The sequence below is a fragment of the Amycolatopsis methanolica 239 genome (assembly GCF_000739085.1).
Lineage (GTDB): Bacteria > Actinomycetota > Actinomycetes > Mycobacteriales > Pseudonocardiaceae > Amycolatopsis_E > Amycolatopsis_E methanolica.
Window position 1 is genome coordinate 5,741,363 of sequence record NZ_CP009110.1, and the last position, 14,459, is coordinate 5,755,821.

General features: G+C 71.1%; 12 protein-coding genes. 4 read left to right on the forward strand and 8 right to left on the reverse strand.

What is annotated here, in order from left to right; translation table 11 throughout:
* Positions 1 to 64 precede the first annotated feature (64 nt).
* Genes AMETH_RS27920 through AMETH_RS27930 form a run of 3 tightly spaced genes read left to right on the forward strand, consistent with a single transcriptional unit; the run spans position 65 to position 3,405 of the window.
* Positions 65 to 1,417, forward strand: coding sequence for an iron-containing alcohol dehydrogenase (locus AMETH_RS27920; RefSeq protein WP_017984500.1), 1,353 nt, complete (start codon positions 65 to 67; stop codon positions 1,415 to 1,417).
* A gap of 3 nt (positions 1,418 to 1,420) precedes the next feature.
* Complete coding sequence (locus AMETH_RS27925; RefSeq protein ID WP_017984501.1) at positions 1,421 to 2,758, forward strand: MadS family sensor histidine kinase; 1,338 nt, start codon at positions 1,421 to 1,423, stop codon at positions 2,756 to 2,758.
* On the forward strand, positions 2,758 to 3,405 hold the full coding sequence (locus AMETH_RS27930) for a MadR family response regulator transcription factor (protein ID WP_017984502.1): 648 nt from the start codon (positions 2,758 to 2,760) through the stop codon (positions 3,403 to 3,405). Before AMETH_RS27925 ends, AMETH_RS27930 begins: the two co-directional genes overlap by 1 nt.
* 36 nt (positions 3,406 to 3,441) lie before the next feature.
* Here the strand turns inward: AMETH_RS27930 and AMETH_RS27935 are convergent, their stop codons facing one another.
* The 8 genes from AMETH_RS27935 to AMETH_RS27970 form a co-directional block, all read right to left on the reverse strand.
* The gene (locus AMETH_RS27935; RefSeq protein ID WP_017984503.1) at positions 3,442 to 4,056 is read right to left on the reverse strand and encodes a GPR1/FUN34/YaaH family transporter; all 615 of its coding nucleotides are present in this window, start codon (positions 4,054 to 4,056) and stop codon (positions 3,442 to 3,444) included.
* Positions 4,057 to 4,087: 31 nt separating this feature from the next.
* Positions 4,088 to 4,963, reverse strand: a complete 876-nt coding sequence (gene mftM / locus AMETH_RS27940) for a mycofactocin oligosaccharide methyltransferase MftM (protein ID WP_017984504.1) — start codon at positions 4,961 to 4,963, stop codon at positions 4,088 to 4,090.
* Entirely contained in the window at positions 4,960 to 6,462 is a 1,503-nt protein-coding gene (locus tag AMETH_RS27945) for a VWA domain-containing protein (protein ID WP_017984505.1), read from the reverse strand. Before AMETH_RS27945 ends, mftM begins: the two co-directional genes overlap by 4 nt.
* Positions 6,463 to 6,471: 9 nt before the next feature.
* Positions 6,472 to 7,503, reverse strand: coding sequence for an AAA family ATPase (locus tag AMETH_RS27950; protein WP_017984506.1), 1,032 nt, complete (start codon positions 7,501 to 7,503; stop codon positions 6,472 to 6,474).
* Between the two features lie 298 nt (positions 7,504 to 7,801).
* Positions 7,802 to 9,094: an NDMA-dependent methanol dehydrogenase gene (gene mdo / locus AMETH_RS27955; RefSeq protein WP_017984507.1), complete on the reverse strand. Its 1,293-nt coding sequence runs from the start codon at positions 9,092 to 9,094 to the stop codon at positions 7,802 to 7,804.
* A 213-nt stretch (positions 9,095 to 9,307) separates the two neighbouring features.
* Positions 9,308 to 9,667, reverse strand: a complete 360-nt coding sequence (locus AMETH_RS27960; RefSeq protein ID WP_017984508.1) for a DUF779 domain-containing protein — start codon at positions 9,665 to 9,667, stop codon at positions 9,308 to 9,310.
* Positions 9,667 to 11,184 carry an aldehyde dehydrogenase gene (adh, locus tag AMETH_RS27965; protein ID WP_017984509.1) on the reverse strand — a complete coding sequence of 506 codons (1,518 nt, stop codon included), beginning with the start codon at positions 11,182 to 11,184 and terminating at the stop codon, positions 9,667 to 9,669. Before adh ends, AMETH_RS27960 begins: the two co-directional genes overlap by 1 nt.
* 78 nt (positions 11,185 to 11,262) lie before the next feature.
* The gene (locus tag AMETH_RS27970) at positions 11,263 to 12,468 is read right to left on the reverse strand and encodes a helix-turn-helix domain-containing protein (RefSeq protein ID WP_026153438.1); all 1,206 of its coding nucleotides are present in this window, start codon (positions 12,466 to 12,468) and stop codon (positions 11,263 to 11,265) included.
* A gap of 131 nt (positions 12,469 to 12,599) precedes the next feature.
* Between AMETH_RS27970 and acs the strand changes: the two genes are divergently transcribed.
* On the forward strand, positions 12,600 to 14,411 hold the full coding sequence (gene acs, locus AMETH_RS27975; RefSeq protein WP_017984511.1) for an acetate--CoA ligase: 1,812 nt from the start codon (positions 12,600 to 12,602) through the stop codon (positions 14,409 to 14,411).
* The last annotated feature ends 48 nt before the right edge of the window (positions 14,412 to 14,459 follow it).

Sequence of the window (14,459 nt, forward strand, 5' to 3'; positions counted from 1 at the left end):
GACAGTGTGTCGGCCGTCACCTCAGGGGGTAGCGTCGAGGCGGTCGAAGGACGAGGAGCACCCCATGCCACGACTGTCCGACCTGCCGAAACTGCCCGGCGCCGTGGCCGGTGGTGTTCTCGCGGACAGCCCCCGTCACGTACCGTGGGAGCGGTCGCCGCGCCGCCGCGGGGACCGTGAACCGCGGGAGGTCGCCGTGACGGGCAGGGTCCTCGACAAGTCCGAGCGCCTCACCGGACCGTGCGTCGCGCGGTCCCGGTCCGAGCCCACGGAGCTGGCCAAGTTCCACGTGCCCGAGGTCGTGTTCGGGCCGGGGTCGCTCGCCGAACTCGGGCACGCCGCACTGCGGGTGGGCGCCCGGCGCCCATTCGTGGTCACCGACCCGGGCCTGATCGAGGCCGGCTGGGTCGACGAGGCGGAGAGCCACCTGCGGCTGGCCGGGCTGCGGCCGGTCGTGTTCTCCGGCGTCACCCCGAACCCCAAGGACCACGAGATCGAGGCCGCCTACCAGCAGTACGCCTCGGTGGGCGCGGACGTGATCATCGCGGTGGGCGGCGGGTCGTGCATCGACGCCGCGAAGGGCGTGGCGATCCTGTCCGGCAACGGCGGCACGATCCTCGGCTACGCCGGGGTGGACAAGGTGGTGCAGCCGATCCCGCCGCTGGTCATGGCCCCGTCGACGTCCGGAACCGGCGCGGACGTGTCCCAGTTCGCGGTCGTCACCGACACCACGCAGCACACCAAGATCACGATCATCAGCCGCACGCTGGTCCCGGACATCTCGATCGTCGACCCGCGCCTGCTCATCACGATGCCGGACGAGCTGAACGCGGCGACCGGGCTGGACGCGCTCACCCACGCGGTCGAGTCGTTCGTGTCCCGCGCGCACAACCCGCTGACCGACCAGCACGCGCTCCACGCCGCCACGCTCATCACCCGCAACCTGCTGCACACGATGGTCCACCCGCGGGCGGCCGACCCGCGCATCGCGATGGCGCAGGGCGCGCTGGAGGCCGGGATGGCGTTCACCAACGCGATCCTCGGCATCACGCACGCGATGAGCCACCAGGTCGGCGGCCTGCTGGACGCCCCGCACGGCGTGCTGAACGGCGTGCTGCTGCCGCACGCGATCCGCTTCAACGCCGCCACCGAGCCGGAGCGGTTCGTCCCGCTCGCCGCGGCCACCGGGATCGACGTGGCGGGCAAGCCCGCGGCCGAGGTGGCCGAGCTGTTCGCCTGCCGGGTGCGGGAGCTGGCCGACGCCGTCGGCGTGCCGCGGGGGCTGGCCGCGCTCGGCGTCACCGAAGCCGACATCGACACCCTGACCCGCACCACGCTGCAGGACGCGTGCCTGGCGACCAACCCGCGCGAGGCGAGCGCGGCGGACGTGGCGGCTCTTTTCCGGCAGGCGCTGTAGACCATGACGGCGGAGAACTACCTCGGCGCGCTGACCGGTGTGCGGTCGGGCAAGCGGTCCTTCTACCCGGAGTACGTGCGCACGGCGGAGCGGCTGGAGCGCGCGGTCGGCGCCCTCGACCGCATCTCGCGCGCGCTGGTGCGCACCGGTGAGGGTCCGCGGGCGCTGGTCGAGGCCGTGGTGCGCGCGGCCGCGGAACACGTGCAGGCGGACTGGCTGCTGTTCGCGGTCGCCGACGGCGCGCTGCGGGCGGCGCGGCCGCGGTTCCTGCTGCTCACCGGCGGCGACCTGGTCGAGGACGAGCGCCTGTTCCCGCCGGACGCGCTCGCGCACCTGCGGGTCCTGCGGAGCAGGCCGTGGGAGGCCGGGGACCCCGCCGAGTCCGGGGTTCGGGTGCCGATGACCCTGGACTGCGAGCCCGTCGGCGGGATCGCCGCGCGGCCCGCGCCGGGCATGGACATCGCCGACACCGACCTCGCGGTGCTGCGCGTGCTGGCCAACCAGGCCGCGGTCGCGCTGCACAACTCCTACCTGGTGCACGCCACGATGCAGCTGCGCGGGCGGACCGAGGCGCTGTCCGAAGCGGCCGAGCAGCAGGCCAGGGATCTCGCAGCCCGCAACGCCGAGCTGCAGGAGACGCAGCGCAGGCTGATCGAGGTGATGCAGCGGCAGGCGCTCGACGACGAGCGGCACCGGATCGCGCGCGAGCTGCACGACAGCGTCACGCAGGACGTCCTGTCGGCCGGCATGATGATCGAGATCTGCCGGGCCGAGATGACCGAACCGGGCGCAGACCTCGACGCGCTGCGGGACAAGCTGACCGGCGCGAAGGACCTGACCCGGCACGCGGTGGAACGGCTGCGCGCCGCGATCTACGCGCTGCACCACTCCGAGTCCGAGCCGTCCGGCTCGCTGCCGGTGCTGCTCGAACGACTGTCCACAGTGCACCTGCCGACGGACCTGACGGTGAGCGTGTCGGTGCACGGCGAGCCGGTCCCGCTGCCCGGCGAGGCCGAGCACTCGCTGCTGCGCATCACCGGCGAGGCGCTGTTCAACACCGTGATGCATACCAACGCGGCCCGCGCCCGCATCCGGCTGGACTACCGCGCGGACTCCATCCGGCTGTCCATCGCCGACGACGGGGACGGTGATCCGGCGCAGCTGCGCCGGATGCTGCGGCTGTCCTCGGCGACGGACCTGGCGGGTGCGCACCGCGGGCTCGCGAACATGCGGGCCCGTACCGAGGAACTGGGTGGGACGCTGTCGATCCGGCGGTCCCGGATCGGGGGGATCCTGTTGCTGCTGGAGATACCGCTGCCGCTGGACACGGAGGCGGCGTGATGATCACGGGTGAGCGGACGTTGAAGATCGTGCTGGTGGACGACCACGCCATCGTCCGGCAGGGGTTGCGGTCCATCCTGGAGCGCGAGGAGGACATCACCGTCATCGGGGAGGCGGCCACGGCGGCCGAAGCGCGCGCGGTGGTCGAGCGGACCCGGCCGGACATCGTGCTGCTCGACCTGAAGCTGTCCACCGGCTCGGACACCGAGGGCCTGGAGATCTGCTCGGAGCTGACCGCGCGGTACCCGGAACTCGGGGTGCTGGTGCTGACGACGTTCCTCGACGACGCACTGGTGGTGGAGGCGATCCACCGCGGCGCGCGTGGTTACGTGATCAAAGACGTGGACACGACCGGGCTGGTGTCGTCGATCCGGGCGGTGGCGCGCAACGAAAGCGCGTTCGACTCGCGGTCGGCCTCGGCGATGGTCCGGTCGATCCGCACCGCGCCGGAGGAGCCGGTGCTGACCAGCCGCGAGCAGGGGGTGCTGGAGCTGCTCGCGCGCGGGCTGAGCAACCGGGACATCGGGTCGCGGCTGTTCATCTCCGAGACGACGGTGAAGTTCCACGTCCGCAACATCATGCGCAAGATCGACGCCTCCAGCCGCGCGGAAGTGGTGTACGAGGCGAGCAAGCGGGGCCTGATCTGAGGCACCGGGCGGGGTGGCCCGCCCGGTGCCCCGGCGTCAGCGCAGGACCGGACGGCCCAGCGGCAGACCACGGCCGCCGGTCGCCGCCGACAGGGCACCGGCGAACAGGTAGACGCCGACCACGGTGAAGGCGAAGACGACGTACCCGCCGGCGGTGGTGGCCGAGGTGGAACCACTCACCGTGCCGTAGAGCACCAGCGCGAGCGCGATGTCGATCAGCGTGAACAACAGCGTGAACGCGGCGGGCAGGCGCAGGGTCCCGAGCGTCAGCAGGACCACCGTGACCAGCCAGGCGATCAGGAACAGGCCCTGCGTCGCGACCGCGGCGTCGGCGGTGATGCCGAACCAGCCGTGGATCAGGCCGAGCACGAGCGCGGCGTAGCTGAGCCAGAACCCGGTGAACACGCCGAAGACGGCGGCCACGGCGTTCTGGCCGAGCGCGGCCGCCCAGACCGCGGCGACGAGCTGGCCGAGCCCGGTGGCGGGCAGGATGATCGCGATCGACGCGCCGACGGCGCCGGCCGGGACGTACCCGGTCAGCACCAGGCCGAGCGCGATCGCGCCGACGATGAAGGTGGGCACCCCGATCAGGGCTGGATCGCCCGTGATCCCGGTGCGGGCAGGGGCTTCGGTGGCAACGGCAGTGGTCATCGTGTGCTCCTCGTTGAGCGGGTAAACGCGGTCAGGCGGGACGGCGGTCCAGGATCAGCCAGCCGCCGTGGAAACCGGAGACGCGGTGGCGCCATCCGCTCGCCGACCCGAGTCCGGTGAGCGTCGCGAGGTCGAAGCGGCGCACGTGACCGTAGTCGGCGTTGGGGACCTCCTCGAAGGGGACGGCGACGACGACCCGGGACCGGGCCAGTCGCTGGGCCTCGGCCAGCACCGCGGCGCCGGTCGCGGGATCGAGATGCTCCAGCAGGTGCACGACCGTCACCGTGTCGACGCACCGGTCCGGCAGCGGCACCCGCGCCGCGTCGCACACCATCGTGCGCAGCGGCGTCTCCCAGGCGGCGGCGACCGTCGCCAGCACGCGCATGGTTCCGGCCACGATGTCGGAGGCGATCACGGTCGTGCGCGGCCGCTGCGCGAGCATCAGCGCGAGGAAGCCGAAGCACGAGCCCAGATCCAGCACGCTGCCCGGCGGCACGAGCCGCAGCACCCGCGCGTACACCGGCGCGATCCCCGCGATCAGTTCCGGCGCGGTGCGGGGATCGCGCAGGTGCTCCAGGGTGTTGGCGTAGAAGGTTTCCCAGGCGCGGGCCGGGTCGGGCACCGTGCTGCGGACGACGCCGCAGAACACGCGCTCGAAGATGTCCTGGCCGCACAGCCATCCGGGCGTGAACAGCTCGTTGATCAACAGCCCGGTCAGGCCGTTGTGCAGCTGGTCGGGACGCAGGCAGTGGCTCACCTCGATGCGCCGCCCGGCCCGGTGCAGCCGGAAGTGCTCGGTGCGCACCACCGCCGCCCGCCCGTCGTCCTCGGCCCGCACGACGCGCACCAGGTCGTCGAGGTACTCGGCGACCGGGAACGGCGCGAGCGGGTCCAGTGCGGCGGTCATCGCGTCACCAGGTCCAGCGCGACACGGTCCAATCCGGACAGATCGCGGACCACCCGGACCTTGCTGCAGTACTCGGCGTAGGCGGGCAGGTCGCAGCCGCCCAGGCCCCACGAGTAGCGCGGCTCTGGGGTGAGCCAGATGGTCTCCCGCGCGCGGCGGGAGATCTCGGCGAAGGCGCCCAGGTTCGGATCGTTGCCATTGCCCCGCCCGTCGCCCAGCACCAGCACGGTGGTCCGGCGGGTCACGGCCGACGAGTGCTCGGCCAGGAACTCGCCGAACGCGGCGCCGTAGTTGGAGTTGGCGTCCACGTCGAGGACGTCGCCGCCGAAGATCAGGCCGAGTGCGCGTTCCACCGGGTGCTCGGCGAACAGCTCCGTGGTCTCGGCGATGTCGTCGACGAACGCGAACGAGCGCACCTGCGCGAACAGGTTCTGCAGGCCGTGCACCAGGTGCAGGGTGAACCGCGCGGTGGCCCGCACGGACAGGCTGACGTCGGCGAGCACGACGAGCCGTGGCCGGTCCTCCGCGCGCCGCACGGTGACCGGGCTGAACGGGATGCCGTCGAAGCGCATGTTGCGGCGCATGGTCCGGCCCGGATCGACGCGGCCCGCGCTGGCGATGCGCCTGCGGTGGGTCAGCGCGCCGCGCAGCGACGACGCGAGCCGGCGCAACGACTCCTCCAGTTCGGCCCGCTCGCTCTCCCCGGCCTGGTCGACGTGGGCCGCCCGCTTCTCCCGCGTCTCGACGACCGTGTTCTCCAGCTCCAGCAACGCTTCCAGGTGCCGTTTCAACGCCTCCGGCAGGTTGTCCAGCACCCCGGCGAGCCGGCGGCGCAACTGGGCGGCGTCGTCTTCGTCGCCGTCCGCGGCCTGCTCGAGCCAGCCCAGCAGCGCGTCCTGCTCGGCGATGCTCAACTCGGCGTCGACCTTCGTGCCGGTCTCCTGGGACAAGCGACCGGGCACGCCCGCGCCGTGCAGGCGGTCGGTGTCCAGCTGTACCCGGTACCCGGCGTCGCCGGCGACCGCGTTGTCCGTGGAGAACACGATCTCGTCGGTCATCGACGCGAGGTCGACCTTGTTGGCCTCCTGGTGCAGGTTGTACTGCTGGGCCAGGTCCGACTGGTCGAAGTAGTCCCGGATGTCGCTGGGCTTGCCGTGCTCGTGCCCCTGCTGCGGGGTCTCGCTCGGCTCCTCGGACAGCGTGAAGCTCTCCAGCTCGCCGGTGTCGGACAGGTCGTCGTGGCTGTGCCCGTGGCCGTGCCCGTGCTCGGACGGCCCGACCCGCACCAGTGCGAAGAACGCGTCGAAGACCTCGTCGAACGCCGGGTCGTCGCGGTGGTCCTTGACCAGCGCGAGCCGCAGCGCCTCCTTGAGCACGGCCCGGTCGGCGAGGATGCCAGGCTCAGCCGCGCAACGCAGGGCGTCGATGGTCTCCGGCACCGAGATGCGGACGTCCCGCAGCCGCAGCAGCCGCACGAACCGGTGCAGACTGGCCTCCATCGCGTGTCCCTAGGACCGCCGGCCGAACGACCGGCTGCCACGGTCGGCGCTGACCTTCGGCGCCTCGTGCGAGTGGCCGTGTCCGTGCCCGTGTCCGTGGCCGTGCAGCGTCTCGGGCACCTCGGCGTTCGGGTCGACCAGCCGCGGCAGCGCTTCGAGGGCCTTGCGCACGTCCTTGTCGTACTTGACCACCACCGACACCGTGTCGGACAGCACCGGCGCGGTTAGCTCGTCGACCCCGAGCACGGCGAGCGTGCGCGCCCAGTCGATGGTCTCCGAGATGCTGGGCGACTTGCGCAGCTCCAGCTCACGCAGGCCGCGCACGATCTCGACGAGCTGGCGGGCGAGCGCCTCGGGCAGGCCGGTGTCCTTGCTGCGCACGATGTCCAGCTCGCGCTCCGCCGACGGGTAGTCGAGGAACAGGTGCAGGCAGCGCCGTTTCAGTGCGGCCGCGAGGTCGCGGGTGTTGTTCGAGGTGAGGATCACATACGGGCGGTTGCGGGCGGTGAACGTGCCGATCTCCGGCACCGAGATCTGGTACTCCCCCAGCATCTCCAGCAGCACCGCCTCCAGCGCCTCGTCGGCGCGGTCGATCTCGTCGATCAGCAGCACCACGGGTTCCTCGGAGCGGACCGCCTCCAGCAGCGGGCGCGCGGCGAGGAAACGTTCGGAGAAGAACACGCTCTCCTGCGCGCCGATGCGGTCGACCGCGTCGTGCAGGTCCGGCGCGTCGGCCACGAGCTGGCCGATCTTCTCGCGGAGGATCTGGGTGTAGAGCAGCTGCTTGCCGTAGTCCCACTCGTAGAGCGCGCTGGATTCGTCCTGGCCCTCGTAGCACTGCAGGCGCAGCAGCCGCCGACCGGTGGCGGCCGCGAGCGACTTCGCCAGTTCCGTCTTGCCGACGCCGGCGGGGCCTTCCAGCAGCACCGGCTTCTCCAGCCTGGTCATCAGGAACACCATCGTCGCGAGCCGGTCGTCGGTCAGGTAACCCTGCGCCGCGAGCGCCTTCCCCGCCTCCTCGACGGAGTCGAATGCGGTCACGCCAAACCCTCCTCGGTAGGGGTGCCGGGGGCGGCCCCGTCCAGCCCGCCCCCGGCCGTTGTGTTGTGAAGCGGCGGAGCCGCTTGCGGTGGGCCGTCAACCGGCACCGCCGCGGGTTCTCAGACGTCTCCTCGCGAGGACAGCGCCGACGTGGTGATCGGCACTGCCGCGCGCAGCGCGACCGTGAGGGGTGGTGGTCGGGCTGGCGGGCGGGGATTCATGAGTCGGCGATCCCACAGCGAGGGGTGTCTGAGGTTCCGCCACCCGCACCGTCTCGCAAGCCGGTGCGATCGCGCCTTCAGCTGAGCAGGTCGTCCAGGTCGCCGTTCATGCAGTGGTCGACCACCGGACGCACGGTCTCGAAGGTGCATTCCTTGGCATTGCCCGGCGTGCAGGCGTCGCCGAGGACGTGGTTCGTGATGCGGTCCACGTCCTCGTCGTCGCCCTTGATGACGCTCGCCTGCTCGTAGAACTTCGTCGGGCCCTGGCCGAGCCGGTTCTTCGAGTAGCTGTCCTGGGTGACGTCGGTGAACTTCTCCGGGATGCCCACGTCGCGCAGCAGCCGGATCGCGGCCGCCAGCGCCGCGTCCGCGGCCTGCACGTCGGTCATGCCGTGCGTGTCCACGCCCATCGCCTCGGCCATGTCGGCGAACCGCTTGTACGCCACCGGCATGTTGAACGCCCACACGCGCGGCAGGGCGATCGCGTTGTTCAGGCCGTGGTGGGTGTCGTAGAACGCGCTGACCGCGTGCGAGATGGAGTGGATGATCCCGAGCCCGCCGGAGTTGAACGCCTGCGCGGCGATGTACTGCGCGTACATCATGCCCTCACGGCCGGACAGCTCGGACGGGTTCCAGGTGGCCTGCCGCAGGTTCTCCGCCGTGAGCTTGATGGCCCGCAGCGCGTTGCCCAGCGACGGCTCGAAGTTCAGCCGCGACACGTACGGCTCGGACGCGTGCGCGAGCACGTCGAAACCGCACTGCGCGGTGTAGTCGATCGGGCAGCTGTAGTACAGCACCGGGTCGTCGATAGCCAGTGTGGCCACCGAGGCGTCGTCGAACGCCACGTACTTGTGCGGGTTGTCCGGGTCGGTGGTGGTGTCGGTGATGACGTAGGCCCAGGATGTCTCCGAGCCGGTGCCCGCCGTGGTGGACACCGCGATGTGCGGTGGGTTGCGCGGGTTCTCGGACTTGTTGAAGCCCTCGAAGTCGTTGACGTTGCGGCCGTCGTGCGCGACCGAGATGCGGGCGCCCTTGCAGGCGTCGTGCGAGGACCCGCCGCCGATGGAGACGAAGCTGTCACACTTGTTCTCCTGGTACAGCTTGACCGCGTCCATGACGTTGTAGTCCTTGGGGTTGGACTCGACCTTGTCGTAGAGCACGACCTCCAGCCCGTGGTACTTCATCGACTCGGTGATCTTGTGGACGATGTCGGACCCGCGCAGCCCGCTCGTCATCACCAGCGTCTTCTTGAAGCCCAGCTTCAGCGCCTCCGGGCCGATCATCTCGTGGGCCCCGGGGCCGAGGAGCGCCCGCGGGAACGGGTGGAACTCCTTGATGGGGAACGGCTTCAGCAATTCGTCGACCTGCATGACGCACTTTTCCTTCCTGCGCGACGAGCGACTGTGGTGACGCGCACACCGAAGCTAGCTCCCGACGCACGACGCGGAAACGCTTGTGGCGCAATACTCCTCGCCCGGCACGCGACTCCGCACGACCGGCGGGGAACGTACCTGCCCGATCGGACAGGTGCCCCTGGACGCGAAAAAGGCCCGGACGCGGGGTCCGGGCCTTCTTCGCGGTTTTCAGCTGTCCAGCAGGGCCAGTTCTTCGTCGGTGAGCAGGCGGGACCGGATCAGGAAGCGCACGCCTTCGGGCGCCTCCAGCGAGAACCCGCTGCCCCGCCCGGCCACGACGTCCACCGTCAGGTGTGTGTGCCGCCAGTAGGCGTACTGGTCGGCGCTCATCCAGAACGGCGTGCCGTCGCCGACGTGGCCGAGCAGCACGTCCGAGTCGCCCACCCGGAACTCGCCGTCCGGATAGCACATCGGGGCGCTGCCGTCGCAGCAGCCGCCGGACTGGTGGAACATCACCGGTCCGTGCTGCTCGATCAGCCGGCGCAGCAGGGCGACCGCGGCCCCGGTCATCGCGACCCGTTGCACCATCAGAAGAAGCCGAGCTTCTTGGCCGAGTAGCTGACGAGCAGGTTCTTGGTCTGCTGGTAGTGGTCCAGCATCATCTTGTGGGTCTCGCGCCCGATGCCGGACTTCTTGTAGCCGCCGAACGCCGCGTGCGCCGGGTAGGCGTGGTAGCAGTTCGTCCACACGCGACCGGCCTTGATGCCGCGGCCCAGCCGGTAGGCGGCGTTGCCGTCGCGCGTCCACACGCCGGCGCCGAGGCCGTACAGGGTGTCGTTGGCGATCTTCAGCGCCTCGTCCACCGAGTCGAACGTCGTCACCGACACCACCGGGCCGAAGATCTCCTCCTGGAAGATCCGCATGTCGTTGGTGCCGCGGAAGATCGTCGGCTCGATGTAGTAGCCGCCCGGGTGCTCGGCGACCTCGCGGGCGCCACCACCGGCGAGGACCTCGGCGCCCTCCTTCTTGCCGATGTCGATGTAGGACAGGATCTTCTCGTACTGGTCGTTGCTCGCCTGCGCGCCGATCATGGTCGACGGGTCGAGCGGGCTGCCGCCGCTGATGGCCTTGGTGCGCTCGATGCAGCGGCCGATGAACTCGTCGTAGATCGCCGAGTGCACCAGCGCGCGCGACGGGCAGGTGCACACCTCGCCCTGGTTGAGCGCGAACATCACGAAGCCCTCGACGGCCTTGTCCAGGTAGTCGTCGTCGGCGTCGGCCACGTCCGGCAGGAAGATGTTCGGGCTCTTGCCGCCCAGTTCCAGCGTCACCGGGATGATGTTCTCGCTGGCGTACTGCATGATCAGCCGCCCGGTGGTGGTCTCACCGGTGAACGCGATCTTGGCGATCCGGGAGCTGGACGCCAGCGGCTTGCCCGCCTCGATGCCGAAGCCGTTGACGACGTTGAGCACGCCCGGCGGCAGCAGGTCGGCGATCACCTCGATCACCTTGAGGATCGACGCCGGGGTCTGCTCCGCGGGCTTGAGCACGACGCAGTTGCCCGCCGCCAGCGCGGGGGCCAGCTTCCACGCGGCCATCAGGATCGGGAAGTTCCACGGGATGATCTGGCCGACCACGCCCAGCGGCTCGTGGAAGTGGTAGGCGACCGTGTCGGCGTCGATCTCGGCGATGCTGCCTTCCTGCCCGCGGATGGCGCCCGCGAAGTAGCGGAAGTGGTCGACGGCCAGCGGCAGGTCGGCGGCCAGGGTTTCGCGGACCGGCTTGCCGTTCTCCCAGGTCTCGGCCACCGCGAGCTCTTCGAGGTGGTCCTCGATGCGGTCGGCGATCTTGTTCAGGATGTTGGCGCGCTCGGTGGTCGAGGTGGCGCCCCACTTCTCGGCGGCGGCGTGGGCCGCGTCGAGGGCGAGGTCGATGTCGGCCGCGGACGAACGCGCCACCTCGCAGAACACCTTGCCGTCGACCGGCGACGGGTTCCCGAAGTAGCGTCCCTCGGCCGGTGCGACCCAGTCACCGCCGATGAAGTTGTCGTACCGCGCGGCGAAGCTGACGACACTGCCGTCGGCACCGGGCTTGGCGTAGGCCATGGAAGCACTCCATTCACTCGATCACATCGGTGTGATGGGTGCCACCGTGCCCGTCGCGGGTTGGCGAAACGTTGGCGCTCAGTCGCGCAGGGCCTCGTGCAGGCGGGCCGCCGCGATGCCGCGCCGCCCGTCGCCGGGGCTCAGCAGGCGGTGCGCGTGCTCGTGGACCTGCAGGTCGAACGGGTGCCGCTCGCCGTAGGTCAGCGCCAGGTCGGGCTCGCGCGAGGACAGCACGGCCTCCCGCACGGCGACCTCCAGGTGGTCCCGCCAGCGGGTGATGCCGGGCGCCTCGGACGCGGGCAACAGCGGCCCGGCGTAGCGGCGCACAGCCGTGGCGGTGTCTCCGGCCTTGAGCGCGGTCAGCACGTCGACGGCGTCGCAGTCGATGGGCGCCGTCAGGGCGTAGCGGCGGTTCGCCAGCGCGCCGCCGAGCATGCGCCGCAGGTGGGAGGCCTCCGCGCGCAGGGTCGTGCTGGTCACGGGCAGGTCCCCGTACAGCGCTTCGCGCAACCCGTCTGGCGAGAAGCCGCCGGGTTCGAGCGCGAGCAGGGTGAGCACCTCCAACTGCCGCGGCGACAACCGCAGCGGGACGCCGTCGAAGGTGGCGCTGCCGGACCCGAGGCAGGACAGCCGGATGCCCGGGGCAGCGGGCGGGACGGCCTGCAGCCGCGATTCGATGGCGGTGACCAGCGTGCGGACCGTCGACATGGCCAGCGGGTGCGACCGGTCCCAGGTAGTGGACAGGTCCAGGACGCCGAGGTGGCGGCCGCGCGGGTCGCGGATCGGCGCGCAGTAGCAGACCCAGCCGTGCAGGGCCGCGACCAGGTGCTCGGCGGAGAAGACGCTGCTCGGGCGGCCGGTGCGCAGCGCCAGCGACAACGCGTTGGTGCCCATGTCCGGCTCGTCCCAGCGGCCGCCGGGCGCGAAGTTCACGCGCTCGGCCCGCCGCCGCATGACCCGTCCACCGCAGGTCCACAGGATCGTGCCGGACTCGTCGGTGACGGCCGCGACGAAACCGGCGTCGTCGGCGATGCTGCGCAGCTCGTCGGCCAGTTCGGTGACGGGGGCCCGCAGCGGCGACTCGCGCCAGCGGGACCGCACCTCGTCACCGGCCGCGGGCGCGCTGTCCCGTGCGGGATCCACGATGGACAGCGAACGTGCCCAGGATTCGGCCACCTCGCTGCGCAGTTCCAGGGTTTCCGGGCGTGCCTGAGCCGGCACCCAGCGGGCCCATTCCCGTTCCAGGGCCGCGCGGCGCTGGTGGAGCGCACTACGCTCTGCCATTTCCGCGACCTCGTCGTCCTCGTGCTTCCGGCGCGATGGTGCTCCATGATGCCTGACGATCGCTGCGGGCGCACCTACCCGCACGGAGGGTCCCAACGTCGTGCCAACGTTCGCCGGTCAGGCTCCGCGGCATGGACTTCTGGGCTGAGCAGGCGCAACGGTTGCACTGGGACGTGCGGTGGTCGGAGGTTCTGGACTGGTCCGGCGCGCCGTACGCGAAGTGGTTCGTCGGCGGCAGGCTGAACGTGGCCCGCAACTGCGTGGACCGGCACGTCGAGGCCGGTTTCGGGGACCAGGTGGCAATCCACTGGGTGGGCGAGCCCGGCGATTCGCGGGACATCACGTACGCGCAGTTGCGGGACGAGGTGTGCCGGGCGGCGAACGCGCTGGTCTCGCTCGGAGTGCGGGCCGGTGACCGGGTCGCGATCCAGCTGCCGATGATCCCCGAGGCGATCGTGGCGATGCTGGCCTGCGCGCGGCTGGGGGCTCCGCATTCGGTGGTGTTCGGCGGGTTCTCGCCGTCGGCGCTGCGGTCGCGGGTCGACGACGCCGAGGCGAAGGTCGTGATCACCGCCGACGGGCAGTACCGGCGGGGCAAGGCCGTGCCGGTGAAGGCCGGGGTGGACGAGGCGCTGGCCGGGTCCGCGGTGGAGAAGGTGGTCGTGGTGCGGCGCACCGGGACGCCGGTGTCGATGGGCGAGCGGGACGTGTGGTGGCACGAGCTGGTCGACCCGCAGCCGGCCGAGCACACCGCCGAGGCCTTCGATTCCGAGCACCCGCTGTTCATCCTCTACACGAGCGGGACGACGGGGAAGCCGAAGGGGATCCTGCACACCTCGGGCGGCTACCTCACCCAGGTGGCGTACACGCACGCCGCGGTGTTCGACCACCGGCCGGGCGAGGACGTCTACTGGTGCACCGCGGACATCGGCTGGATCACCGGGCACTCCTACATCGTGTACGGGCCGCTGGCGAACCGGGCGACGCAGGTGGTCTACGAGGGCACGCCGAACACGCCGCACGAGGGGCGGCACTGGGAGATCATCCAGCAGTACGGGGTGTCGATCTACTACACCGCGCCCACGCTGATCCGCACGTTCATGAAGTGGGGCGAGGACATCCCGGCGAAATACGACCTGTCTTCGTTGCGGGTGCTGGGATCGGTGGGCGAGCCGATCAACCCGGAGGCGTGGCGGTGGTACCGCGAGCACATCGGCGCGGGCAAGGCGCCGATCGTGGACACGTGGTGGCAGACCGAAACCGGGGCCATCATGATCGCGCCGTCGCCCGGTTCCGCGGAGTTCAAGCCGGGCTCCGCGCAGACCCCGGTGCCCGGGATCTCCGCCGTGGTGGTGGACGACGCGGGCAAGGAGGTCGCCCCGGGCGAGAGCGGTTACCTGGTGCTGGACCAGCCGTGGCCGTCGATGCTGCGCGGTGTGTGGGGCGACGACGCCCGGTTCCGGGAAACGTACTGGTCGCGCTTCGCCGGCGCGTACTTCGCGGGCGACGGCGCGCGGTACGACGCCGACGGCGACATCTGGCTGCTGGGGCGGGTGGACGACGTCATGAACGTGTCCGGGCACCGCATCTCCACGGCCGAGGTGGAGTCGGCGCTGGTGTCCCACCCGGCGGTCGCGGAGGCCGCGGTGGTGGGCGCCGCCGACGCGACGACCGGCCAGGGGATCGTGGCGTTCGTGATCCCGCGCGGCGTCGCCGAGGTGTCCGTGCAGGAGCTGCGGGAGCACGTGGCACGGGAGATCGGGCCCATCGCCAAGCCGCGGCAGATCATGGTCGTGCCCGAGCTGCCGAAGACGCGCTCGGGCAAGATCATGCGCCGGCTGCTGCGGGACGTGGCGGAGAACCGCGAAATCGGCGACGTGACAACACTCGCCGACGCGACGGTGATGGCGCACCTCAAGGGTGGCGTGAGTTCGCAGCGGTAGTGCGGTGGTGGCCGGCCGGCAGGGATGTCCGTCGCCGGCCACCGCCAC

Coding starts and splice junctions, on each gene's coding strand:
- AMETH_RS27920 (WP_017984500.1), top strand. CDS start 65: ATGCCACGACTGTCCGACCTGCCGAAACTGCCCGGCGCCGTGGCCGGT.
- AMETH_RS27925 (WP_017984501.1), top strand. CDS start 1,421: ATGACGGCGGAGAACTACCTCGGCGCGCTGACCGGTGTGCGGTCGGGC.
- AMETH_RS27930 (WP_017984502.1), top strand. CDS start 2,758: ATGATCACGGGTGAGCGGACGTTGAAGATCGTGCTGGTGGACGACCAC.
- AMETH_RS27935 (WP_017984503.1), bottom strand. CDS start 4,056: ATGACCACTGCCGTTGCCACCGAAGCCCCTGCCCGCACCGGGATCACG.
- mftM (WP_017984504.1), bottom strand. CDS start 4,963: ATGACCGCCGCACTGGACCCGCTCGCGCCGTTCCCGGTCGCCGAGTAC.
- AMETH_RS27945 (WP_017984505.1), bottom strand. CDS start 6,462: ATGGAGGCCAGTCTGCACCGGTTCGTGCGGCTGCTGCGGCTGCGGGAC.
- mdo (WP_017984507.1), bottom strand. CDS start 9,094: ATGCAGGTCGACGAATTGCTGAAGCCGTTCCCCATCAAGGAGTTCCAC.
- AMETH_RS27960 (WP_017984508.1), bottom strand. CDS start 9,667: ATGGTGCAACGGGTCGCGATGACCGGGGCCGCGGTCGCCCTGCTGCGC.
- adh (WP_017984509.1), bottom strand. CDS start 11,184: ATGGCCTACGCCAAGCCCGGTGCCGACGGCAGTGTCGTCAGCTTCGCC.
- AMETH_RS27970 (WP_026153438.1), bottom strand. CDS start 12,468: ATGGCAGAGCGTAGTGCGCTCCACCAGCGCCGCGCGGCCCTGGAACGG.
- acs (WP_017984511.1), top strand. CDS start 12,600: ATGGACTTCTGGGCTGAGCAGGCGCAACGGTTGCACTGGGACGTGCGG.